Annotated in this window: 21 protein-coding genes; 13 read left to right on the top strand and 8 right to left on the bottom strand. The window is 69.3% G+C overall.

The features are described from left to right. Nucleotides 1-8 precede the first annotated feature (8 nt). Together ABZV93_RS03995 and ABZV93_RS03990 are read right to left on the bottom strand one after the other, a co-directional pair. Nucleotides 9-977, bottom strand: a complete 969-nt coding sequence (locus ABZV93_RS03995) for a Gfo/Idh/MocA family oxidoreductase (RefSeq protein ID WP_354929973.1) — start codon at nt 975-977, stop codon at nt 9-11. Continuing rightward, nucleotides 970-2,034, bottom strand: a complete 1,065-nt coding sequence (locus ABZV93_RS03990) for a LacI family DNA-binding transcriptional regulator (RefSeq protein ID WP_354929970.1) — start codon at nt 2,032-2,034, stop codon at nt 970-972. The genes ABZV93_RS03995 and ABZV93_RS03990 overlap by 8 nt, the downstream gene beginning before the upstream one ends. Before the next feature lie 239 nt (nt 2,035-2,273). Between ABZV93_RS03990 and ABZV93_RS03985 the strand changes: the two genes are divergently transcribed. The 5 genes from ABZV93_RS03985 to ABZV93_RS03965 all read left to right on the top strand — a co-directional run bounded on the left by ABZV93_RS03985 (nt 2,274) and on the right by ABZV93_RS03965 (nt 6,871). Beyond that, nucleotides 2,274-4,214, top strand: coding sequence for an ABC transporter substrate-binding protein (locus ABZV93_RS03985; RefSeq protein WP_354929967.1), 1,941 nt, complete (start codon nt 2,274-2,276; stop codon nt 4,212-4,214). Nucleotides 4,215-4,249: 35 nt separating this feature from the next. After that, nucleotides 4,250-5,077, top strand: a complete 828-nt coding sequence (locus ABZV93_RS03980) for a sugar phosphate isomerase/epimerase (protein ID WP_354929964.1) — start codon at nt 4,250-4,252, stop codon at nt 5,075-5,077. A gap of 97 nt (nt 5,078-5,174) precedes the next feature. Next, nucleotides 5,175-5,606 (top strand): SRPBCC domain-containing protein, encoded by a 432-nt coding sequence (locus tag ABZV93_RS03975; protein WP_354929961.1) that lies wholly within the window; start codon nt 5,175-5,177, stop codon nt 5,604-5,606. Beyond that, on the top strand, nt 5,596-5,958 hold the full coding sequence (locus tag ABZV93_RS03970) for a metalloregulator ArsR/SmtB family transcription factor (RefSeq protein ID WP_354929958.1): 363 nt from the start codon (nt 5,596-5,598) through the stop codon (nt 5,956-5,958). Before ABZV93_RS03975 ends, ABZV93_RS03970 begins: the two co-directional genes overlap by 11 nt. Before the next feature lie 307 nt (nt 5,959-6,265). Next, the gene (locus tag ABZV93_RS03965) at nt 6,266-6,871 is read left to right on the top strand and encodes a DUF1062 domain-containing protein (protein ID WP_354929955.1); all 606 of its coding nucleotides are present in this window, start codon (nt 6,266-6,268) and stop codon (nt 6,869-6,871) included. Here the strand turns inward: ABZV93_RS03965 and ABZV93_RS03960 are convergent. Both ABZV93_RS03960 and ABZV93_RS03955 read right to left on the bottom strand, forming a co-directional pair. Further along, the gene (locus ABZV93_RS03960; protein WP_354929952.1) at nt 6,850-7,218 is read right to left on the bottom strand and encodes a cupin domain-containing protein; all 369 of its coding nucleotides are present in this window, start codon (nt 7,216-7,218) and stop codon (nt 6,850-6,852) included. The two genes, ABZV93_RS03965 and ABZV93_RS03960, sit on opposite strands and share 22 nt — an antisense overlap. Continuing rightward, nucleotides 7,218-8,357: a Gfo/Idh/MocA family oxidoreductase gene (locus ABZV93_RS03955; RefSeq protein ID WP_354929949.1), complete on the bottom strand. Its 1,140-nt coding sequence runs from the start codon at nt 8,355-8,357 to the stop codon at nt 7,218-7,220. The genes ABZV93_RS03960 and ABZV93_RS03955 overlap by 1 nt, the downstream gene beginning before the upstream one ends. A 90-nt stretch (nt 8,358-8,447) precedes the next feature. On the opposite strand from ABZV93_RS03955, the gene ABZV93_RS03950 reads away from it, so the two are divergent. Both ABZV93_RS03950 and ABZV93_RS03945 read left to right on the top strand, forming a co-directional pair. Further along, nucleotides 8,448-8,924 carry a molybdopterin-dependent oxidoreductase gene (locus tag ABZV93_RS03950; RefSeq protein ID WP_354931343.1) on the top strand — a complete coding sequence of 159 codons (477 nt, stop codon included), beginning with the start codon at nt 8,448-8,450 and terminating at the stop codon, nt 8,922-8,924. Next, a complete protein-coding gene (locus tag ABZV93_RS03945; protein WP_354929946.1) occupies nt 8,921-9,727 on the top strand; it encodes an MTAP family purine nucleoside phosphorylase in 807 nt (268 codons plus the stop codon). Before ABZV93_RS03950 ends, ABZV93_RS03945 begins: the two co-directional genes overlap by 4 nt. An 8-nt stretch (nt 9,728-9,735) precedes the next feature. On the opposite strand, the gene ABZV93_RS03940 is transcribed toward ABZV93_RS03945, so the two are convergent. Both ABZV93_RS03940 and ABZV93_RS03935 read right to left on the bottom strand, forming a co-directional pair. After that, complete coding sequence (locus ABZV93_RS03940; protein WP_354929943.1) at nt 9,736-10,218, bottom strand: GNAT family N-acetyltransferase; 483 nt, start codon at nt 10,216-10,218, stop codon at nt 9,736-9,738. Between the two features lie 97 nt (nt 10,219-10,315). Next, the gene (locus ABZV93_RS03935; RefSeq protein ID WP_354929941.1) at nt 10,316-12,454 is read right to left on the bottom strand and encodes a DUF222 domain-containing protein; all 2,139 of its coding nucleotides are present in this window, start codon (nt 12,452-12,454) and stop codon (nt 10,316-10,318) included. Between the two features lie 330 nt (nt 12,455-12,784). On the opposite strand from ABZV93_RS03935, the gene ABZV93_RS03930 reads away from it, so the two are divergent. After that, nucleotides 12,785-12,967 carry a hypothetical protein gene (locus tag ABZV93_RS03930; RefSeq protein WP_354929938.1) on the top strand — a complete coding sequence of 61 codons (183 nt, stop codon included), beginning with the start codon at nt 12,785-12,787 and terminating at the stop codon, nt 12,965-12,967. A 2-nt stretch (nt 12,968-12,969) separates the two neighbouring features. Beyond that, nucleotides 12,970-14,955 (top strand): DUF5107 domain-containing protein, encoded by a 1,986-nt coding sequence (locus tag ABZV93_RS03925; RefSeq protein WP_354929935.1) that lies wholly within the window; start codon nt 12,970-12,972, stop codon nt 14,953-14,955. 53 nt (nt 14,956-15,008) lie between these two features. Here ABZV93_RS03925 and ABZV93_RS03920 read toward each other — a convergent pair whose 3' ends face one another. Further along, nucleotides 15,009-16,031 carry a hypothetical protein gene (locus ABZV93_RS03920; protein WP_354929932.1) on the bottom strand — a complete coding sequence of 341 codons (1,023 nt, stop codon included), beginning with the start codon at nt 16,029-16,031 and terminating at the stop codon, nt 15,009-15,011. Between the two features lie 219 nt (nt 16,032-16,250). Between ABZV93_RS03920 and ABZV93_RS03915 the strand changes: the two genes are divergently transcribed. Genes ABZV93_RS03915 through ABZV93_RS03905 form a run of 3 tightly spaced genes read left to right on the top strand, consistent with a single transcriptional unit; the run spans nt 16,251 to nt 18,926 of the window. Further along, nucleotides 16,251-17,294 (top strand): ATP-binding cassette domain-containing protein, encoded by a 1,044-nt coding sequence (locus ABZV93_RS03915; RefSeq protein WP_354929929.1) that lies wholly within the window; start codon nt 16,251-16,253, stop codon nt 17,292-17,294. A 41-nt stretch (nt 17,295-17,335) separates the two neighbouring features. Then, nucleotides 17,336-18,115 (top strand): ABC-2 family transporter protein, encoded by a 780-nt coding sequence (locus ABZV93_RS03910; protein ID WP_354929927.1) that lies wholly within the window; start codon nt 17,336-17,338, stop codon nt 18,113-18,115. After that, nucleotides 18,108-18,926 (top strand): ABC-2 family transporter protein, encoded by an 819-nt coding sequence (locus tag ABZV93_RS03905; protein WP_354929924.1) that lies wholly within the window; start codon nt 18,108-18,110, stop codon nt 18,924-18,926. Before ABZV93_RS03910 ends, ABZV93_RS03905 begins: the two co-directional genes overlap by 8 nt. Nucleotides 18,927-18,946: 20 nt before the next feature. On the opposite strand, the gene ABZV93_RS03900 is transcribed toward ABZV93_RS03905, so the two are convergent. Continuing rightward, nucleotides 18,947-19,939: a hypothetical protein gene (locus ABZV93_RS03900; protein ID WP_354929921.1), complete on the bottom strand. Its 993-nt coding sequence runs from the start codon at nt 19,937-19,939 to the stop codon at nt 18,947-18,949. Nucleotides 19,940-20,019: 80 nt separating this feature from the next. Between ABZV93_RS03900 and ABZV93_RS03895 the strand changes: the two genes are divergently transcribed. Beyond that, entirely contained in the window at nt 20,020-22,443 is a 2,424-nt protein-coding gene (locus ABZV93_RS03895) for a CehA/McbA family metallohydrolase (RefSeq protein WP_354929918.1), read from the top strand. Nucleotides 22,444-22,458: the final 15 nt, after the last annotated feature.

Raw genomic sequence — 22,458 nt, 5'->3', positions numbered from 1 at the left:
GGGCGAGGTCACTCCCCGCGCAGCGCGGCCTGGGCGAGGATCCGGTCGGCGACGTCCATCGTCTTCACGGCGTCCCGGAACGGCGAGGTCGTCAGCTCCCTTCCGGCCAGCAGCGAGTCGACGAACTCGCGGTTCTTCTGCCGGAACCCACCGAACACGTGGAGTTCGTCGCCGCCGGCCACCTCGCGGGCGTCGTGTACGTCCGGCTCGGTCCGGTTGTCGGCGTACAACTGCGCGCTGGTCTCCGGATCGGCGTCGCAGGCGATGCCCGGAGCATGCATCTGGACGCGGAACACCCGGCGGCCGCTGGCCCAGTTGCACAGCAGGACGCCGGTCGCGCCGGTGCTGAAGTGCAGGGTGGCGGTGAACCAGTTGATGTCGGGTACGCCGATCCGCCTGCAACGACTTTCGGTTCCCTCGACCTCCCCGCCGCAGATCCAGCGCAACGTGTCGATGACGTGTACGCCGTCGTCGAGCATGTGGTCGCGCGGTGACCAGAACGGTCGCGGGTCGCACTTGTAGAACTCGCACACCGCGTGCACGATCGGGCCGCGTTCGAGGCAGGCTTCGCGCATCTTCGCCAGCAACGGGCTGCTGCGCCGCTGGAAGCTCACCTGGGTGATCGCGCCGTTGTCCTCGGCGAGGGTGGCCAGCATCTGCGCCTGGTGGCGGCCGAGCCCGAGCGGCTTCTCCACGTAGAGGTTGAGCCCCTGTTGCAGGCACCACACCCAGACGTCGTACATCAGGTGCGGCTGGCCGACCGCGTACACCCCGTCGGGCGCGGTCTTCTCCACCATCTGCCGGTAGTCGGTGTAACGCCCCTCGATCCCGTAGCGGTCCGCGACACTGTCCAGCCGCTCGCGGTCGAGATCGCAGGCCCCGACGATGTGCACGTCTGGGAACGATGCCAGAGAAGGCAGGTGCACTCGCTGGGTCATGGCGCCGAGTCCGATCAGCGCCACCTTCGCGTCACTCATGATCGCTCCTCCTCGCGGTCGACTGCCGAACGACGAGTTCGGGTGTCGCCGTGGTGTGGTCGGGCGGACCGGAACGCTCACCTTCCAGCCGGCCGATCAGTTGGGTGGTGGCCGTGCGCATCATCTGCGGCAGCGGCTGGCGCACCGTGGTGAGTGGCGGCGTCGCGACCTCGGCGAGGACCGGCAGGTCGTCGAAGCCCACCACGGACAGATCGTCGGGAACGCGGAGGCCGAGGTCGCGGGCTCCGGCGTACGCACCGAGGGCGTACATGTCGTTGATGGTGAACAACGCGGTGGGCCGGTCCGGCCTGCTCAGCAGTTGGTGCGCGCCGGTCCGGCCGAGTTCGGCGCTCTCCGCATCCCCGAAGGTGCCGCCCGCCGTGCCCTGCCACACCAGGTCGTCGTCGGGCGTGATTCCGGCGTCGAGGAGTGCCTGCCGGTAACCGGCCAGGCGCTCGCGCCGGCTGACCGTCCGGATCGGCCCGGACAGCAAGCCGATCCGGCGGTGCCCGAGGCCGGTGAGGTGGGAGATCGCCAGCCGAGCCGCGAGCACGTTGTCGATCTCCACGCTGCCGACCACGAGGGGGCTGACGCCGGCCGGTGACCGGTCGAACGCCACCACCTGCAGCCCGCGGCCCTGGAGGTGGCCGAGATGGTCGAACGACAACGGCGAGGAACCGAAGATCAGTCCACGTACACCGGAGTCGAGCAACGTCTCCGCGAACCGCACCTCGCGTTCGGTGTCGCGTTCGGCGTTGCACAACAGCACCTGGTAGCCGCGCTCGCGGGCGGCCTGCTCGACCCGCAGCGCCACGAATCCCCAGAAGGGATTGGCCACGGACGGGACGATCAGCCCGATCGTGCGCACCTGTCCGGTGCGAAGCTGCCGCGCCAGTTGGTTCGGTGCATACCCGAGCTCGCGGACGGCCCGGCGAACCCGCTCGGTTGTGTCCGGCCGGGTCCGGCCCGCGCGGCCGTTGAGCACGTTGGAGACGGTGCTCGGTGAGACACCCGCGTGTTTCGCGACGTCTCGCAGGCTCACCTTGGCGGCGTCCATGGCCGTGGAGTCTAACGATTTAGTACGTCCGCCCTCGACGCTCGTTCCGCCTACGGCCTCGGCCTGTTCCGGTCAGCGCTCCTGGTGAACGGTTGCTCCGGCCGCACGCGAATGTAACGTTGCACCAATCCGCCATCCCGCTCGGTGTTCGTCCCGACAAGGTTCCGGGAGACGACATGGCAAGGGGTCAGCACAGCAGTCGGTCCGCTACGCAACCGTCCCGGCGGCGGGTACTGGAGTTGGGTGCCGTCTCCGTCATCACAGCCGCTTCGGGCACCGGCTGCAGCCTGTTGTCGACCAGCCCGCAGGGTAAGAAGGACGCGGGCAAGGCGGCGCAGGCCAAGGGGCCCGAGGCTCCGATGCTCGCTCGCCAGGTGAAGTCCGGAAAGCTGCCGCCGGTCAAGCGGCGCCTGCCGAAGAAGCCGCTCGTGGTCAGGCCCGCCGAGCGCATCGGACGGTACGGCGGCACCTGGCACGCGGCCATGCTGGGGGCGGACACGGCGTGGCTGGACCGTACGGTCGGCTACGACCCGTTGTTGCGATGGCGGCCCGGCGCCCGGACCTTCGACCGGGAGCAGGTCGTGCCCGGGGTGGCCGAGTCGTTCGAGGTGAACGCCGACGCGTCCGAGTACACCTTCCGCCTTCGGGAGGGCATGCGCTGGTCCGACGGGCAGCCGTTCACCGCCGACGACATCGTCTTCGCCTACGAGGATGTGCTGCGAAACAAGAAGATCTCACCCGTGCTCGCCGCCGCCTACCTCGCCGGTGGTCAGCCGGCCCGGATCTCCAAGACCGACACCTACGGCTTCACGGTGACCTTCGCCAAGCCGAACGCGCTGTTCGCCCAGCGGATGGCGACCAAGGCGTACGGCCTGGATCTGGTGAAGCATCCGCGGCACTACCTGTCGAAGTTCCACGAGAAGTACTCCAAGGACGCCGAACGCCTTGCCAAGCAGGAGAAGTTCACCGACTGGGTGGCGTTGTTCGGTGCGAAGCGGGACCGGTGGGCCAACCCCGAGCTGCCGACGCTGAACGCATGGGTCCTCACCAAGGCGGTGGGTACGGGAGACCGGGTGGTGGCCACCCGCAATCCCTACTACTGGAAGGTCGATCCGGACGGAAGCCAGCTGCCCTACCTCGACGAGTTCGTCAACGTCGTCGTCTCCGACCCCGAGGTGATGCTGCTCAAGACCACCAACGGCGAGTTCGACTTCCAGGAACGCACCGTCACGTCGTTGCGCAACAAGCCGGTGCTCGCCCGCAGCCGGGACAAGGGCCACTACCGCTTCCTGGACATGGTCAACGCGAACATGAACACCGCGATCATCTCGTTGAACCTGTGTCACAAGGATCCGGTCAAGCGCGAGATCTTCCGCAACCGCGACTTCCGGGTCGGGCTCTCCCATGCGATCAACCGCAAGGAGATCATCGTCGCGGCGTACCAGCGTCAAGGCACACCTGCGCAGCCGGCGCCGCGGCCGGAGTCGGCCTTCTACGACAGGGAACTTGCCACGCAGTACACCGAGTACGACGTCGCTCTCGCCAACCGGCACCTTGACCGCGCGGGCTATCGCAAACGTGACGGGAGCGGTGTCCGGCTCGGCCCGGACGGCACACCGATCAGGTTCGTGGTCGAGATCGCCAGCCAGGACTACGGTTTCGGCTGGGCCAACGTGATGGACCTGGTCCGCGGCTACTGGCGCGCGGTGGGCGTCGACATGAGTGTCCGTGCCGAGGACGGCGGTTTGTTCTACGAACGCAAGGACGCCAACACCTTCGACGCCGTGGTGTGGCAGGGCGACGTCGGCGGCATGGACCCGCGGCTCGAGCCCCGCTACTACATGCCGTACCGCGACGAGTCGAACTTCGCCCTCCCGTGGGCGGAGTGGTACCAGACCCGGGGCGCCGGCGGGGAGGAACCACCTCCGGCGGTCCGTCGCCAGCTGAGCCTCTATGACCAGATGACCGCCACCGCCGACGCTGACGAGCAGAACCGGTTGCTGCACGAGATCGTGACGATGGCCCGGGAGCAGTTCTACGCGATCGGGATCTGCTTGCCGCCGAAGGGATACAGCATCGTCCGCAACGACTTCCACAACGTACCGACCATGATGATCGAGTCCGACTACCCCGAGCCCGGGCCGACGAACCCCGAGCAGTACTTCACGACCCGACAGTAGACGAAGAGCCGCCGCCGCCTGGAGGAGACCATCTGATGCGCACCGTGTTGTTCACCAAGCTGTTCGGATCCCGTGGGCTGGACGAGATCGGACCGACCGTGGCCGATCTCGGCTTCGACGGCGTCGACCTGCTCATCCGGCCGGGCTTCTCGGTGACCCCGGACGAGGCGGACCTGCTGCCGCGCGCCGTGTCCGACCTGCGGGCGCTGGGCCTCGACGTGCCGATGGCGACGACCGACCTCACCGATCCGGCGAACTTCCCCACCGCGAAGGTGTTCGGAGCCTGCGCGGAGGCGGGCGTCGGCCTGATCCGGCTCGGGTACTGGAACTACAACGGTTCCCGTCCGTACGACGGCATCCGCGACCAGGCGCGCCGTGACCTCGACGAACTCGAACGCCTCGCCGCGTCGTACGGCGTCGGCCTGGCGATCCAGCTGCACGGCGGCACGATCCACTCCTCCGGTGCACTCACCCGGGTGCTGCTGGAGGGCCGGGACCCCGCGGCGGTCAGTGCCTACCCGGACCCGGGCAACCAGGTGGTGCAGGACGGCCGGGAGGACTGGCGGCTGACGTTCGACCTGCTGCGGCCCTGGCTCAGTTGTGTCGGGGTGAAGAACGGCGGCTGGTTCGCGGGCACCACGCAGGAGAGCGGCGGCCGCGCCTGGCAGTCGGACTGGCTCGGTCTGGCCGACGGCATGGTGCCGTGGCCGGACATCCTGGACCACCTGCGCACGACGGGATTCGACGGGCTGCTGTCGTTCCACAGCCACTACGAACTCCCGTACGAGCAGGTACTCGACCAGACCCGCGTCGACCTACGGTTCGTCCGGAGATGTCTGGACCGGGCCGCCGAATCGAGCTGACCCCCTCTTCTCCGGCGGGGTGCGACTGACAGTTGACGCAACCGGATGGTTGCCATACGGTTGCAACCGTACGGTTGCTACTGACTGGAGGTCGCACATGAGCTTTCCCGATCGCATCGAGCGCACCGTCGAGGTCGCTCACCCGCCGGCCAAGGTGTGGGCGGCGCTTACCACCGCCGAGGGCCTGAGTGCCTGGTTCGGCCAGCAGGCGACGATCGACCTGCGTCCGGGCGGATCGGCGCAGATGGCGTGGGACACCGGCGACAAGGCCGAGATCCGGGTCGAACGCGTGGAGGAGCCCTCGGTGTTCGGCTTCACCTGGCCGATCTCCGGACTGCCCGGGGACGACCCGCGCCGCACGTACGTCGAGTTCACCCTCGAACCGGTCGGGACCGGCACCCGGCTCACCGTGGTCGAGAGCGGCTTCGCCCAACTGCCCGACGACGCCCACGACACGGCGTACAAGGGCAACATCGGGGGCTGGGCGCACGAGCTGGGCGAACTCGTCGACTACCTCGATGCGGCCTGAACCCGCCGACATCGAGGCCACCGCCGAGCAGGTGTTCGTCGCCCTGGCCGACCCGACCCGGCGCGCCATCCTGGCGGAGCTGGCCTCGGGAGGACCGGCCACGGCGACGGACCTGGCCGACCGGTTGCCGATCACCCGGCAGGCGATCGCCAAACACCTTGCCCTGTTGACCGACGCGGGTCTGGTGACCGCCGAGGCAGGCGAGCGTCGCCGGGTGCGGTACCGCCTGCACTCGGCGCCGATGCAGGTGGCGCAGCAGTTCCTGGCCGCGATGGCGCGCGACTGGGACAGCCCGCTCGGCGCGCTGAAGGACCACCTCGACCGTGGAGCCGGCGGCGACGAGGTGAGCTAGGTCAACTGACACCGAACAGGCCCCAGGCCGCTGCCGTACGCCATCGTGCGGCAGCGGCCTTATTCCGTTGAGGGATCCACGCTCAGCCCCATAGGGTCCACGGCGTGACATGCCCCGAGCTGTGAGACCGCCAGGTCTCACCGACTTCTCGACGCCCTCGTTCTGAGGGTGTGTTCTCGCGTCCGACCGTGCGCCGAACAGGCCGGTCGGACAGCCAGTCGTGGTGCGGCCGGCGGACTCCGCCACCGTCGACCGGGTCCGTGCTCTCCGAAGGTGCGCGACCCCACACTCACCGGGGCTGGCTCACGTGCTTCCCGTCATCTGGCATGTCCGAGAAACGGCACTTCCCATCGTTCGGCGCCGCTGTCCACACTGCCGCGCCGACGCGCACACCCCCACCGGGACCTTTCGGGTCAACGCGAACGGCAAACTGCTCGACGTGTGGATCCTCGCGACCTGCCGGTCGTGCGGTCGTACCGCCAAGCTGGTAGTCCACGAGAGGGTCCGCGTCACCACGCTTGATCGGCGGCGGCTCGACGGCTATCACCGCAACGACGTGGACCTGGTGGCCGCCGTGCTGGCCGAGCCCGGCACGGCGCGCCGCAACAACTACCGGCTGGACTGGGACGGTGCGTGGGAGTTGGTCGGTGAGCCGCCGACCTCGACGTGCCGAGTGACTGTGAGTCCGGGACGACATGCCGAGGTGTCACCGCTCGACGTTCTTGCTGCCGGGCTTGGGCTTTCGCGAAGCCGGATCACCAGGTTGGTCAAGGTTGGTGGCATTGTCTGCTCGGCCGACCTGCGCCGCCCGACAGCGAGCCCCTTCACGGTGGAGGTCGCGGCCGAGGTCGTGGCCGAGGTCGTGGACGCCCTGGCCGCAGAACAGGATGATCAGTTCTCGCCGACGACCTGACGGTCGGGAGAGGAGAAGGAGATGACGAACACCGCGGTGTCCGGGCCGACGTTGCGGGCGTTGTGGAGGACACCCTGCGGGATGCTGATGGTGTCGCCGGCACTCATCCGTACGGTCTCGTCGTCGAAGCTGTGCTCGATCGTGCCCCGCAGGACGTGCAGAACCTCGTCGCAGTTGGGGTGGTAGTGCCTCGGATTGTGCTGCCCCGGCTCGATGTAGCACCGCCCCACCGTCATCCTGGTGGAGTTGCCGAGCCGGCCCGACACCATCCAGACGAGGCGCCCCCAGGGCGTCTGCTCGATCTCGTGGTCGGTGACGTTGGCGAGGGCGGTGGCGACGTCAGGCATCAGGTTGCTCCGTTCTCGTTCGGCAGTGGCAGTGGCAGTGGCGGTTGCAGTGGCGACTCGTGGGGAAGGTCGACGAAGGTTCCGGCTGGCACGGTCTGGTAGGCCTCGAAGAGCCGCATGATCGCGAGTGAGTCGTCGAGCGTGCCCTTGGTGGGTGGGGTTCCGGACAGGACGCTGTCGCAGAAGTGCAGGATCTCCGGGACGTAGCCGAGATAGAAGAGATTCTTGTTGTAGAGCTGTCCCAGGGAGAACTCCGGCTCCCAGTGCAGCGGTGCGTGGTCCTCGTCGACGACGTAGGAAGATGAGCGGCCGTAGCCGAGCCGTGCGCCGCGGCGGTAGTAGGTGAGCCGGACGCTGTTGTCCACGACGACGTTGGCGTCCTGTCCGACCACCTCGACGCGCTCGAGCGGGCTGGTCGCGGCGCTGCCGGCGGCCAGGTGCAGCGTCCCGATCGCGCCGGAGGCGAAGCGCAGCGAGGCCGTACTGGCACCGGAGGCCGGCTCCCACTGGTAGCCGAAGCCACGCACCTGCCCCATCAGGTGGTGCAGTACCGCGCCGGGGTGGTAGATGTGGTCGAGGAACCCTCGCATCGCCACCAGGTCGCGGCGTTTCTCGTACGCCGGAAGGTTCTGCGGGTAGCGGACGCTGACCGAGCTCACCTCACCGAAGTCGGGTGAGGAGATGATGTCCTTCGTGCGTTCCATCGCGGGGGTGAAGATCTTCTTCAGTCCCGTCATCACGAACCGGCCCGCCGCCGCGGACTCCTTCTGCAGGTGGTGGATCTCGGCGACCGACGCGGCGGTCGGCTTCTCCATCCAGACGTGTGCGCCGGCTCGCAGGCAGTCCACGGCGAGGTCGGTCGCCTGCACCCGGCCGTCCTCGGTGTACGACGTCACGACGAAGACCGCCGTCGGCCGTTCACGTTCGAGCATCTCCCGGTGGTCGGCGTAGGAACGCGGCGCGCCGAACAGCCGGGCGTATGTCGCTGCTCGTTCACCGTCGAGGTCACACACCGCCCGCAGGTCGACCGGCGCGTACTGGAAGGACGGGTAGACGTTGCGATAGGAGTGGCCGCCCGCACCGATGAAGGCGACCGGGATCCGTTCGTCGTACTCGAACTGATAGGTGATGTGCTCCACCACTCCTACCGTGGCGCACCTCGCGCTCCCACGCCCCGCTCGTAGCCGGATCCGGCCGCCTCGAGTTCGGCGAACCGCCGTCCGCGGTCCCTGCTCGCTCTCGGCGTCAACGGTGCCGACCTGTCCCTCGACTACGGCTTCCCGGCGCGCGTCATGGTCGTGAACGGCCCCGGTGTCCACTACGCCAAGTGGGTGCGGCCGGTGGATGGCCGGCCACGTGAGTGGACCAGGAGTCGGGTTGCCCACCGACGATCCGGTCGGCGTACGTTCGCAACAAGGCAGGCCACGGTGGTGCGGCGGGAACCTCGACGAGGTAGTCCCTCGGCAGCCGCTCGGCCAGCCTCGCCCAGCCGACAGGCTGACGCCGACGGCGACCCGCGGCCAGGTCCGCATGCGTCCCGGCGCGAGGCGCCGAATCATCCACGGCACAAGTGCTACGTGGCGAACTGGTGGATGACCGGGTACGACTGTCCAGGTCAGGTTGACACGACTGGCTGGAGCCACTTGGGCGTTGGCATTCGTGGCTGTAAAGGCCTGGAGGGCCAGAAGGTGGAGGTGGCGGGATGAATAGTGGCGTGAACGCCGAACCCGTGGGTGTCATCGGCGGGTCCGGGAACGACGAGCTTCTCGATCTACATAACGCGAAGCAGCGGCAGATCGCCACGGTGCACGGGACCGTGGAGGTTACCACCGGGACGGTGCGTGGGCGCTCCGTCGTGCACGTGTCCCGGCACGGGCACCGCCACGAGCGGCTGTCCAACCACGTCCAGCACCGGGCGAACATCGCTGCTCTGCTGGAATGTGGTGCGACCTCGGCGATCGGGCTCACCGTCTGCGGCGCGGTTGATCCAGACCTGCGGCCCGGCTCGGTCGTGGTCTTCGACGACCTGCATTTCCCTTCCAACCGCCTGCCCGACGGCACGCTGTGCACGTGGTACGAGTCGGCGGGTCATCCCCGTCGCAGCCACTGGGTGTTCGACCGGCCGTTCAGCGAGGACGTGCGGGGGACTCTGCTGGCTGCGGCGCCCGAGGCCGGTGTCCCGATCGCGACGGCCGGCACGTACGGGCACGTCGACGGGCCGAGGTTCAACACCCGCAGCGAGATCGCGCAGCTTCGAGCCGCGGGCGTGGCGGCTGTGAGCCAGACCGGCGGGCCGGAGACGGTGCTGTCGGGTGAGGTCCGGTTGCCGTACGCCCTGCTCGGCTACGTGACGGACTTCGCCAACGGCGTCGTCACGGAGCCCGAGCCCGTGGAGGCGCTGCTCGGACGGATGGCGCACAGCAAGCAGGTGTTCTCGACCGTACTCGCCTCGGCGCTGCCTGCCGTGAATCGTCCGGAGCCCGCGGGCGTGATCGTCGAGATGGCCTGACGGAGCGCTCAGCCGGCGGTCATCACGTGCTCGTCGCCGAGCTCGCCGTTACGGCGGAATCCCAGCTGGGTGTAGAGCCGTTCGGCGTTCCCGTTGGTCTTGTGCACCCGCAGCTCGACGGGTATTCCCAACTCGTGAGCCTCGTCGAGCAGCGTGGTGATGATCGCGGTGCCGATCCCCTTGTCCTGGAACGCGGGGTGGACCTGGATCCCGCCGATGAAGATCTTCTCGGGGGTACGAACGACACGCAACCGGCCGACGGCATCGTCGCCGACGTAGATCAGGTTCGTCGTGCTGTTCTCCACCCGCCCGAGCACTTCATCCCGGGTGTTCACTCGATATTCGTCGAGCCAGCTCTGCTTCTCCGCGGGTGTCATGTCCGGGTCGTCTTCCACGTACGTGGCGTAGACGATCTGGCTGAGGAGTTCGACGTCTTCGAGCGTCGCGGGTCGCACTGTCGGTCGCGAGGTCCTGGCCGGTTCGGTCGTCATGCCTCAACCTCGACCCAGAGCCGCCGCCCGGTCAAGCCGTTAATCGACCAGGTCGGCCGTCGGGTCGTGCTGAGGTGATCCTCCCGACTGTCTGCCCTCAGAACGGCGGGAGGTCATGCTCGGCCGTCCTTGTACCGGCGGCGGTGGCTGTTGCGGGCTGGGTTGGTGTCGCCGGGTCGGTGAGGGAGGGTGCCCGGCTGCTGTAGCTGCGGCCGAAGGGGTCGGTGAGGGTGTGTTCGCCGGGTCCGGTCTGCTTCAGTTTCCAGTCGCGTTCGGTTTTGGCTTTGTGGTGGCGTGGGCACAGGGGTGCGATGTTGTCCACACCGGTTTCGCCGCCGTCGGCGTGTTCGGTGTTGTGGTCGAGGTGGCAGGTGGCGGCGGGTCTGCGGCAGGTGGTCCATACGCAGCGCTGGTCGCGGGCAGCCACAAGCTCGGCCTGCAGTCCGCGCAGGAATCTGGCCGGTATCGGATGCAAATGCAGTAACCGCCCCGTGACCGGATGAGTGACACCGACGCTGAATCTGGCTTCGGGGTTGGTGAGGTTGTTCGCCACCAGCCGCTCGGCGACCTCGGTGATGACGGGTCCGAACCCGCCGAGCTCCCCGGGCCGGGTGGACAGTCCCATCAGGGTGGTCAGGGGCATGTTCAGCTGGATCTTGGCGCGCGTTCGGATCGGCCCCCAGCTCGGCTGCGTGGAAGACCACGGTGGTGGCGGTGGTGGTGTCGAGTTGTGCGGTGGCGGGTCGGGTGGATCTGGTGGGCCCGGTGGGTCGGCCGTCTCATCCGGTGGGCGGTTCTGCCGCGGGATCTGACCCGCGGCCGAAGGCCCGGTCGCAGAAGCCGCACTCTCAGCGGTTGTGCTGCTTCCGGCCACGTTCTCCCCGGTCACGTCGCACTCCGTCGCGCTCTGCCCAGCCGAGCCGCGGTCGGCGGCATGGTGAGCTGCGGTGTCATGGACGGAGACGCCGGTCGTCGCGGCGCCGCCGCACACCGTGCAGGTGGTGACCGGCACGGGAGAACAGTCGCCACACTCACACCAACTGTCGTGCAGATCGTGGTCGGGGAACCGGTGAACACCACAGTGGCCGTGCTCACCCTGCTCGTTCTCGCCCTGCCCAGACTGGTCCGGCTCGGCTTCGTCCTGCTCGGGGTCCGCCTGCTCGGGCCCGGTGCGTACCTGCGGCGTCTCGTTCTCCGCAGCGCACTGCCCAGACTCGCCCTGCCCGGCTTCGTCCTGCCCGGCTTCGCCCTGCCCAGACTGGTCCGGCTCGGCTTCGCCTTGCTCGGCTTCGTCCTGCTCAGACTGGTCGCGTGCCGCTTGGCAGTGCTCAGAGTCTGCTTCCGCTGCGTCCTTCGTGGTCTTGGGCTTGGTCTGGCTTTGCCCGGTGTGGTTGTCAGTGACTGTAGGGGCGGAGCAGTCAACGATGTCGGCAGCGCCGGTGAGCAGGGAGTAGGCCACGTCGGCACGCAACTGGCTGAGCTTGCGGGGGTCGCCGGTGGACTTCACCGCGCGGGCGATGGCGTCGATGTAGCCGTACGCCTCCGCCGCTTGATCGGCGGACAGTCCGCGGATGGCGAGGTCGGCGACGCCGTCGACGGCGGGCCAGATCGCGACGTTGCGCCCGGTGCGGGCTTCCCGGTGTCGTTTGGCGGCTGCTTCGGGGTCGGCCTTGACCACCTCCGCCTCCACCTTCGCCCGCAGCAGTCCGCCCCGCAGCTCGAGCACCTTGGGGAAGAGGGCGTCCTCGATCACACCCCACAGGTCGGGTTTGGCGTCGGTGATCCGGTCGATGATGATGCGGACCTCGTTGAGCTCCAACCGGCCGCCCGCCAACGCCTCAGCCACCCGTGGGAGCCGGGACAGCGTGGCGGCCATCCCCACGTACTGAGCCGCCCGGTAACCGGTCCACCCCAGCAACGGCTCCAGCACCACCGACGTCATCGGGTCCGGGGTGTCACTGCGCTCGGCCGGCTCATCACGCAGACCAGGCTCGGCGTAGGTCAGTTCGTTCACCCCCGTCAGGCTGGCCGACTCCGCCCAGCAAACCATCCGCCGCGTCCCCTTGACGTACTCCTCCAACTCCCACCCGTTACACGCCGCCAGGTCCACCGCGGCGATCGCGGCCGCCAATTCCGGACCACCCGGCAAATCCGCGAAACCGGCAGGCAGCACCCGACGACCACCCGGGTCCCCACCCAGGTGGCCGTCGCCGAAGCCCACACCGCCATCGCTCACGCGTTCGATTCTACCCGACAAGACCGGCCACTGCTCGCCGGAAACCCCTTGTCCACAAGGAAAGTGGCGACAACGTCCGTGGTGAGTGGTGAGTGGTGAGTGGTGTGCGGCCAGCAGAGAACGTCGAGCACGCGCCGACCTGAGTCACAGTGTCGTAGAAGCGGGCACTACGTGGATTCACGGACGACGAGGTGAGGCTGGACGACGACCTGTCGGCGATCGCTGCCGGCGGCACCACCTTCCGCGCCGTCGAGCGCCTCCAGCAGCTTCGGGAAACAGCTCGCCCATTCCGCCGCGGACCCCAGCCTGGGCCTGCTGTCGGAGACCAAGATGAAGAAGGTCACCGCGCTCACCAACCTGAACACGTCGTACGAGAACGACATCGTCTCCGGGCGCAAGCCGCTCAGTGCGCTGAAGGAGTGGCGCCAGCGGTGGAAGTCCGGTGGCGGTGAGAAGATGCGCAAGGAGTACGAGGACTCCTACCAGCGCGGCAAGGGAGACGAGGGAAAGTAGTGATGGCCGAGCTCCGTACCGAGCAGGTGACGATGCCGGTGGCGGCGGTCGGTGCACCGAACCCGCTGCCGCCACTGCGGGCCACGCGGGACGTGCACGCCGAGATCGACACCTCCGGCGTGGACGAGGAGATGGCACGCAACCTGCGCTACGGCCGGGTGCCCACCGTCCTGCCCTACCTGCTCCAGGACGGCTACACCCGCGACCGGGTGGAGGCACCGGTGAAGGTTGCCGTACTGGAGAACGACGTCCTGCGGGCGACGTTCCTGCTCGACCACGGCGGCCGGCTCGCGTCGCTGGTCCACCGGCCGTCGGGCCGGGAGCTGCTGCACCGCAACCGGATGTTGCAGCCTGCCAACCTCGCCTTGCGCAACGCGTGGTTCGCGGGCGGGGTGGAGTGGAACCTCGGCACCACCGGCCACACCGCGCTCACCTGCTCCCCGCTGCACACCGTCCGGCTCACCACGCCGACGGGGCAGCCGGTGCTGCGGATGTACGAGTTCGAGCGGATGCGCGAACTCGTCTACGTGCTCGACTTCTGGCTTCCGGACGACTCGCCCGTGCTGATGGTGCACGTCCGGGTGGTCAACCACGACCCGGTGGAGAAGCCGGCGTACTGGTGGTCCAACATCGCCGTTCCCGAGGCCGAGGACGTCCGGGTGGTGGCTCCTGCCGACAGCGCGTACCACTTCGGCTACGGTCGCCGGCTGGAGCCGGTCGGAATCCCGGTCGTGGACGGGACGGACGTGACCTATCCCGCCCGTGCCCGGCATGCGGCCGACTACTTCTTCGACGCCCGCGCCGCCCGCCGCCCGTTCATCGCGGCACTGGACGCCGAGGGGCGCGGGCTGGCGCACACCTCGACCCATCGGCTGATGGGCCGGAAGCTGTTCGTCTGGGGGCGCGGACCGGGCGGGCGCCGGTGGCAGGAGTTCCTGTCCGGCCCGGACTCGGCGTACTGCGAGATCCAGGCCGGTCTGGCCCGCACCCAGGCCGAGCACCTGCCGATGCCGGGCAACACCTCGTGGTCGTGGGTCGAGGCGTACGGGATGGCGGAGGCCGACCCGGCCGCCGTGCACGGTGCGGACTGGGCCGGCGCGCGGTCGGCCACCGAGGCGGCGGTGGACGCGCTCGTGCCGGCCGCTGTTCTGGAGGACGCGCTGCGGGACGCGGACGCGTGGGCCGATCACGCTCCCTCGGAGGTACTGCACGTCGGCTCGGGCTGGGGAGCGCTCGAACAACGCCGCCGGGCCGTGCTCGGCGCACCCTTGATGCCGGCGGTGGGTACGCCGTTCGACGAGGCCACCCTGGGGGACGAGCAGGGCCCGTGGATGCGCTTGCTCGCCGACGGCCACCTCACCGAGGCGGGGTCGAGCGCGCCGGCCTCCTATGTCGTGGGGCCCTCGTGGCTGCCGTTACTGGAAGCGGCGGCGGACAGTCCGACGGCCTGGCTGCACCGCGGCGTGGCTCGCTGGCACGACGGATCGCGGAAGGAAGCCAGGGCGGCCTGGGAGCGCGCGGGTGAGACGCCGTGGGCGTTGCGTAACCTCGCGGTCGCCGACGCGGTGGACGGGGACGCCGCCGCCTCGGCCGACCGGATGGTGGCCGCGTACCGGCTGGCACCGGACCTGCGGGCGCTCGCGCTGGAGACCGTACGGGCACTGCGGTCCGCGGACCGTCCCGCCGACGCGCTCGCGATCCTCGGTGAGTACTCAGCGAGAACCCCGCTGGACGCGCGGCTCCGGCTGGAGCAGGCATGGGCCGCGCTGGAAGCCGGCGACCTGGACCTGGTGGAGCGGCTGCTGGAGGAGGACCTCGCACCGGCGGACCTACGAGAAGGCGAGCTGTCCCTCGGGCAGCTGTGGTTCGCCTACCAGGACGCGCGTGCCGAACGCCGGCTCGGGCGGGCGCTGACCGACGCCGACCGGGACGCGGTCCGTCGTGAATATCCGGTGCCCGCCAGATACGACTTCGCGATGTCCGACTGAGTGCATGCGTGATTCTTCCGCGGAAGGATCCTCGGGTGGTCTCGGGCCGAGCCTCAGTGCGCGGGGGAAACGGCTGCCGCGTCGACCTCGGCCAGCAGTTCGGCCCTCCGCAGGTCGGTGGTGAAGGCGGCCTCGATCGCGTTGCGGGTCAGCCCGAGCAGGTGGTCGCGGGTGAGGCCGAGTGACGCCGCGGCGGCGTACTCCGCGCCGATCGTCGTACCCACCTGCACCGGATCGTCGGTCGCCAGCGTGACCTTCACTCCAGCGTCGACCAACCGGACCAGCGGGTGCTCGGCCGGCGACGGGACCACGCCGAAGAGCACGTTGCAGGACAGCGCGCACTCCAGGGTGATGTCTCGCGCGATCAGAAGCTCGATGAGTGCTGGGTACTCGACGGCGTAGATGCCGTGTCCGATCCGGGTCAGCCCGGGAGTGGCGGCCGCAGCGGCGATGTTGGCGGTGGAGAGTTCGCCGGCGTGCGCGGTGATGCCGAGGCCGGCGTCGGCGAACCGTCCGGCCAGCCGATGCGCGAGCGTCCAGTCCGCCTCGGAGCGGTACGGAAAGCACATCAGGTCCACACCCGCGAGGCCCTCACCGGCGAGGCGTACGCAGGCGTCGGCCTTCGCGGCCAGCTCGGAAGGTGATTCCGAACCCGGCATCACGATCGCCAGGGGCTCGGCTCGCAGAGCCGGAAAGTCGACCTGGACCTGCCGTTCGGCCCGACGGAAGAGATCCATGAACCCGTCTCGGAGTACGACGTCACCACCGCAGCGCACCTCGATGTAGCTGCCCCCCGCGCACGCGTGCTCAGACATCACGTCGGCGATCCGGGCGACGAAGAGTTCGTCGTCCGCGTCGACCTCCAGCGGGACCGGGCGCATGGTGCCGACCCGGGCGAGCCGGTCCGGCCCGGGCGGGAACTCAGCCACCAGCCGCTGCCGCCACGCGGCCCAGTCGTACGGCGGCCTGCCCTCGCGGCGCGCGAGAACGCGGTCGAGGTGCGGTGTGGGTTCCTGGTGCACGTGCAGGTCGGCCATCGGAAGGGCGGCTGCGGAGTGATCCGGAGGAGGCGTCATGCCCGAACGCTAGGAGCGATCGGAGGCGGGTTCCACCTGTAGAACAAGCGTGTCCACGCCTTGCAGGGCAGGTCTCTCGACCCATCAGGGACGGGCGTGACACCACCTACCCGGACCACTGGTCGCATGCGACAGATCGCCTTCCGTCGTTCACCCTCGTGTCGGTCGAGAACCTCGATAAGGGCTTGCCGTACGCCGGACCGGCTGTCAGGGTGGCCGGTGTCTCTCCCGCCGGATACGCCGAACCCGACCACCGCGACCAGCCGGCACCCACTCGTGCGCGCGACCGGGCTGGTGAAGGAGTTCCGCCGGGCGAAGCGCGGTGAGGGCCGCCTCGGCGCACTCCGCGCGTACGTCCGCGGCGACCACGAGGTGATCCGGGCCGTCGACGACGTGTCGTTCGACATCCGAAGCGGTGAGCTGGTCGGCTATCTCGGGCCGAACGGCGCTGGCAAGTCGACCACGATCAAGATGCTCACCGGCATCCTCACCCCCACAGCCGGCACGGTGTCCGTCGCGGGCCGCGACCCCTCTCGCGAGCGGAGGGCGAACGCGCTCAACATCGGCGTGGTGTTCGGCCAGCGCAGCCAGCTGTGGTGGGACCTGCCGTTACGGGAGTCGTTCCGCGCGATCCGCGACCTCTACGGCGTACCCAGGCGGGAGGGCGACCGGCGCCAGCACGAACTCGTCGAGCTGCTCGACATGGGCGAGTTCCTCGACGCACCCGTTCGTCAACTGTCGTTGGGACAACGCATGCGCGGGGACCTCGCCGCGGCCATGCTCTACCAGCCGCGGCTGCTCTTCCTGGACGAGCCGACCGTCGGGCTTGACGTCGTGGCCAAGGAACGCATCCGGGAGTTCGTCGCCGAGGTGAACGCCGAACACGGCACGACGGTCGTCCTCACCACCCACGACCTCGAGGACGTGGAACGCCTGTGCCGGCGGATCGTCCTCATCGACCACGGGCGGGTGCTCTACGACGGCGCGCTCACCGAGTTGATGGCGCGCTACGGCCCCTACCGCGACCTGGTTGTGACGCTGGCGGAGCCCAGCGACATCAGGGTCGACGGCGCGGAGCAGGTGTCCCGGGAGGGGCCGGTGGTGACCCTGCGGTTCCGTTCGGACCAGGTGAAGGCACCGGAGATCATCGCGGCGGTCACCGCCGCGCACGCGGTCGTCGACCTGTCCGTCGTCGAGCCGCGGCTGGAGGCGGTCATCAGCCGGATCTACACCCAGCGCGCCCTGCCGCAGAGCGTCGCATGAGCAGGAAGCCCTCGCCGAGAAGGCTGCCTGTGCTGAGACCGGTGCTGAGTCAGGTACGGATCGGCATGCTCACACCGTGGGCCTACCGCACGTCGATCCTGCTCGGCTACCCGGCCATCGCGGTCCAGATCGCGCTCTACAGCGTGGTGTGGCGCGCGATCTACGCCGGTCACGACGGTGAGGTCGCCGGGGCGGACGTGCGGACCGCGGTCGGGTACGCCGTACTGGGGCTCACGATCGCGGGCGTCCTGAACACCTCGCCGTACCACTCGATCGCCTCCAGGGTGAGCGACGGCCTGATCGGGGTGGACCTGACCAGGCCGATCGGACTGCTGACCCAGAACCTCGCTTTCCAGACAGGCGCCGTCGTCGCCTCCATGCCGACGGTCGCGGTGGGCCTCGGCACCGGCCTGGTCGTGGGTGGGCTCGCTCCGCCGAAGAGCGTGGCGGCGGCAGGATGGTTCGTGGTGAGCCTGCTGCTCGCGTTCGCCGTCTCGCAGCTGACCACGATGCTGATGGCGCTCACGTCGTTCTGGACGATAGAGGTGGGCGGGATCACCATGACGTTCTTCGTGGTGCGCACCTTCATGTCGGGCGCGATCCTGCCGCTGTGGTTCATGCCGGACTGGCTGCGGGCGGTCGCCGTGGCGTTGCCGTTCCAGGCCTCGACGTACACACCGCTCGCGATCTACTTCGGCCGCCCGCCCGGCGGCCTCCCGGCGGCGCTTGGCGTTCAGACGGTCTGGATCGTCGTGCTCGGCGGGCTCTGCGCGTGGGTGTGGTCGCGTGCGCGGCACCGGGTGGTGGTGCAGGGTGGCTGATCTGACGCCGCCGTCGACGCTGCGGCAGTTCGCCGTCCTGCTCCGCATCGGACTGGCGTCGGCGGTGCAGTACCGCGCCAACTTCGTGCTGACCTCGGTCGGAGCGATCTTCTACGAGGCGGTGTCACTGGCGTTCGTCGGCGTGATCGTGCACGCGTTCGGCAGCATCGGTGGGTGGAGCTTCGTCGAGGTTGCCTTTGTCTACGGCATCCGTTCCACCGGGCACGCCCTGCACGGCCTGCTGTCCGGGCAGTTGTGGATGACAGCGGGCGTGGTGCGGCGAGGCGAGTTCGACCGTTATCTGCTGCGGCCGGTCGACCCGCTGGTCCAGTTGCTGACCCGGCGCTTCCAGATCACCGCGGTCGGGGACGTCGTGTTCGGGCTCGTGGTCTTGTCGGTCACGGCAGTGGCCGCGCCGGTGGATTGGTCGGTGGGCTGGGTGGCCTACCTCGTCGTGGCCGTGGTGGGCAGCGCGTTCGTGGAGTCGGCGGTGATGCTGGCGCTGGCCTCGTCGACGTTCCGGCTGCTGGACGCCTCCCCGCTGCTGAGCGTGGCCGACCGGGTGTTCGTGACGTTCGGGCCGTATCCGCTGAGTGTGCTGCCGCGGGCGGTCGGTTACCTGCTGACCTTCGTGCTGCCGTTGGCATACGCCGCCTTCTTCCCGGCCGCGCTCTTGTTGGGTCGTACGAAAGACCTGTTCGTGCCGACCTGGCTGGCGCTCGCGTCGCCGGCGGTGGGCCTGCTGCTGTACGCCGGCGCGGTCCGGCTCTTCCACCGGCAGGTACGCCACTACGCGAGCCCCGGCCACTGACGCGAGCCCGCGCCTGTCCGTCAGCCGACGCGGTGAACGGGTTCGCGTACAGCGGCGAAAGTCTGCGGGAACTGCGGCCCGACGTCGCAGGTTCCCTCGACCACCGGACTGGCGCCGAGGTTCCAGAAGTCGCTTCCGATCGCGGGCATGGCCGGAGCCGGTCCGTCCGCGCGCCTGCCGAGGGCGAGCAGCTTCATCTCCCGTGCATGGGCGGCCATGGTGGCGTCGTCGGGGAAGTGGTCGAGGTCCTCGGGGCCCCACGGGTTGTGGTTGTAGCAGGAGCTCCAGGCCGCGAGGAACCACGGTTTGCCCAGGTTCTCGCAGTACGAGGAGACGTTGGGAACACTCACGTCCCGGTCGGCGGTGGAGTTGACCTCGACCCCGCAGGCGGCATTGTTCGGGTCGGCCATGATGGTCTGCCAGTCGATGCCGCTGTTGGAGTAGTTGAGGTAGGAGAAGCCGCCGGAGCTGGCGAGGATGTTCGGTGCCAGCTCGTGCCACTGGGCGAGGGTGCGCGCGAAGAATGCGGTCATCTGCTCGGTCGTACCCGCGGTGGGGACACCGAAGTTCGGTGCGTCGATCTCGCCGTAGAGCTGGACCATCGCGATGGTCGGGTCGTTCTTGTACGCCACGCCGGTGACGGTGTTGACGCGGTTGGCGACGAAGCTCAGGTACGGCTTCCAGTCCACGGTGGTCGGGGTGGTCCCGCCGGCCGCCAGCGACTGGCCGTACTCCGCGAAGTGCAGGATCACGTGTAGGCCGGCAGCTCGGGCGGTAGCGATCACCTTGTCCACCCGGGTCCAGGTCGCCTCCGACATCGTGTCGGAAAGGTCGTGGTAGCGGGTATCGAACTCGACCAGTTCGAGCACGTTGAGCTGTGCGCGCCGGGCCAGGGTGACCTCCGCGCGAGGATCGTCGTAGTGGCTGTACGCCGTGGCGCCGCGCACATGGAAGGGACGGCCATGCAGGAGACCGAACCCGGACGGCCACGACGACACAGGGACGCGGTCCACGGTGAAAACGCTTGCCCCGCGGAAGGACCAGGGGGCACGATCGGGCAATGCCCGGCTACGAACCACTTTCGCTCGAATCCGTGTGCAACGCAGGCGTCGAGATCCTCGGCGCGCAGCAGCAGGATCCCCCGCTCGGCAAGTTGACCTTGCGCGGCCTGCCGTTCCTCGTCGGTTCCGAAACTCCCGCGAGGGACCGCTGCTTCGTGGCGCCCTCCGAACCGGTGTCGATCGACATCGGTAAGGCAGCCCGCCACGTCGTCGTCGCGCACCGTCTGCTGGAGCCCGGTGGCCCGGCCGGGCACGGCGTCGGCGGTCACGTCGCGGACTATGTCTTCCACCTGACCGGTGGGCGCACCGTCGAGGTGCCGATCCGGGAACGCTTCGAGATCCAGATCATCGGCCACGCCTGGGGTCGCGACCCCTTCCTCGCGGTCAGCGACACCCAGGACAGCAACGCGGCCCGGTTCGAAGGCCGCTGGGGCATGGCCGGCTTCCGGATGACCGAGCACAACAAGGGCTGGGCCAAGACGTTCTACCTGTGGCAGTGGGAGAACCCCGAGCCGGACACCGTGATCGAACGCCTGGAGATCATTCCTCGTGGCCTCCCGTTCCTCGTCGGCGGCGTCACCCTCGGGCACCTCGACGAGCATCCGTTCGTCCGTACGCCGGGACGGCCGGTCCGGCTGGTGGTCACCGACGAGGACGTCGCCGGGCGCGACGGCGTGCTCGACCTCGACGTCGACCGGGGCGTGGCGACCTACCCGCAACCGATCCCGACGGGCAACGACCGGGCGGGCTACGGCGCGGGCGACTGGCCGCCCGCGACCAGCCCCGCGCACGCCTCCGTCACCGCCCTCCCGTCGGCGACCCTCGTCGTCGGCAGCAAGGGTGAGGAACTCGGCCGGGTGCGATGGGGCGACGTCGAACGCGACGGGCAGGCCGCGAACGATCGGGTCCGCGTCGAGCTCGTCGACCCCGGCCGCAACTGGGTGCACGTGAAGGTGCTCGACGACGCGACCGGACGACCGGTGCCGTGCCGCGTGCACTTCCGTTCCCCCGAAGGCGTTCCGTACCAGCCGCACGGTCACCACAACCACGTCAACCAGAACATCGGCAGCTGGCACCTCGACGTGGGCGGTGACGTCGCCCTCGGCCAGCGCACGTACGCCTACGTCGACGGCACCTGCCAGGGCTGGCTTCCGCGCGGCGAGGTGGTCGTGGACGTCGCCCGCGGATTCGAGTACGAACCACTGCGGGAGACGGTGCGGATCGAGAAGGGCCAGCGGGAGCTGACCCTGCGGATCCGGCGTACGTCCGACCTGGCGGCGGAAGGCTGGTGGTCAGGCGACTCCCACGTGCACTTCCTGTCGACCGCCGGTGCGCAGCTGGAGCAGCAGGGTGAGGACCTGCGCGTGGTCAACCTCCTGCAGGCCCAGTGGGGCGCGCTGTTCACCAACACCGAGGACTTCACCGGCCGGGTGATCGGCGCGGACGGCAGGGGTGGCGGTGACTATCTCACCTACGTCGGCCAGGAGAACCGCCAGCACGCGCTGGGCCACATGCTGCTCTGGGGGCTGAAGGAACCCGTCATGCCGTGGTCGAGTGACGGCCCGGACGAGGCGGAGCTGGGCGGCGCCCTGGACGCGACGCTGAGCGACTGGGCCGACCGGGCCCACGCCCAGGGCGGCACCGTCGTCGCCGCGCACTTCCCCAACCCGAACGGCGAGCCGGCCGTGCTGGTCACCACCGGGCGGGCGGACGCGGTGGAGATGCTCGCCCACGGCGACGACGCCCTGCTGGAGTACTACCGGTACCTCAACTCCGGTTACCGGATGCCGCTCGTCGGTGGCACGGACAAGATGTCAAGCTCGGTGCCGGTGGGGCTGTACCGCACCTACGCCCGGCTCGACCCGGACGAGGAGTTCACCTACGAGGGCTGGTGCCGTGCGGTACGCCGGGGCCGGACGTTCCTGTCCGGCGGCCCGCTGCTCCGCTTCTCCGTCGACGGCAGGCAGGCCGGTGACACGGTGGAGCTGACCGGGCCGGGCACCGTGACCGTCGAGGCCGGCGTGACCAGCATCTTCCCGTTGCACGGCCTGGAGCTCGTCTGCAACGGCGAGGTGGTGGCGTCGGCCGCCGGGCGCGGCGAACGCGCACTCGACCTCACCGAGGAGGTCCGCGTCGACGGCCACTCCTGGCTGGCGCTGCGGGCTCTCGGCAGCGACCACCACCTGGACGAGTGGGGCCGGCGAGTGTTCGCGCACACCTCGCCGGTGTTCGTCGCGTGCGGCGGGCCGTGGGGCATGGCCGACCCGGACGGGCTGCACTACATCCGTACGGTCGTGGAGGGTGCGCGTGACTACGTACGCCACACCGCGATCCGGCGTCCGGACGACCTCACCACCCACCACCACGGTGAGGCCGACCACCTCGCGTGGCTCGAACGCCCCTTCGCCGAGGCGCTGGCGGCCCTGGACCGCCGCGACCGCGAGCGCCTTGGCTAGGGGCGCGCCGGCGGT

Source organism: Actinopolymorpha sp. NPDC004070, from assembly GCF_040610475.1.
Classification (GTDB): domain Bacteria; phylum Actinomycetota; class Actinomycetes; order Propionibacteriales; family Actinopolymorphaceae; genus Actinopolymorpha.
The sequence above is the reverse complement of the archived record's forward strand: the minus strand, read 5'-3'. Positions and strand labels throughout refer to the sequence as shown.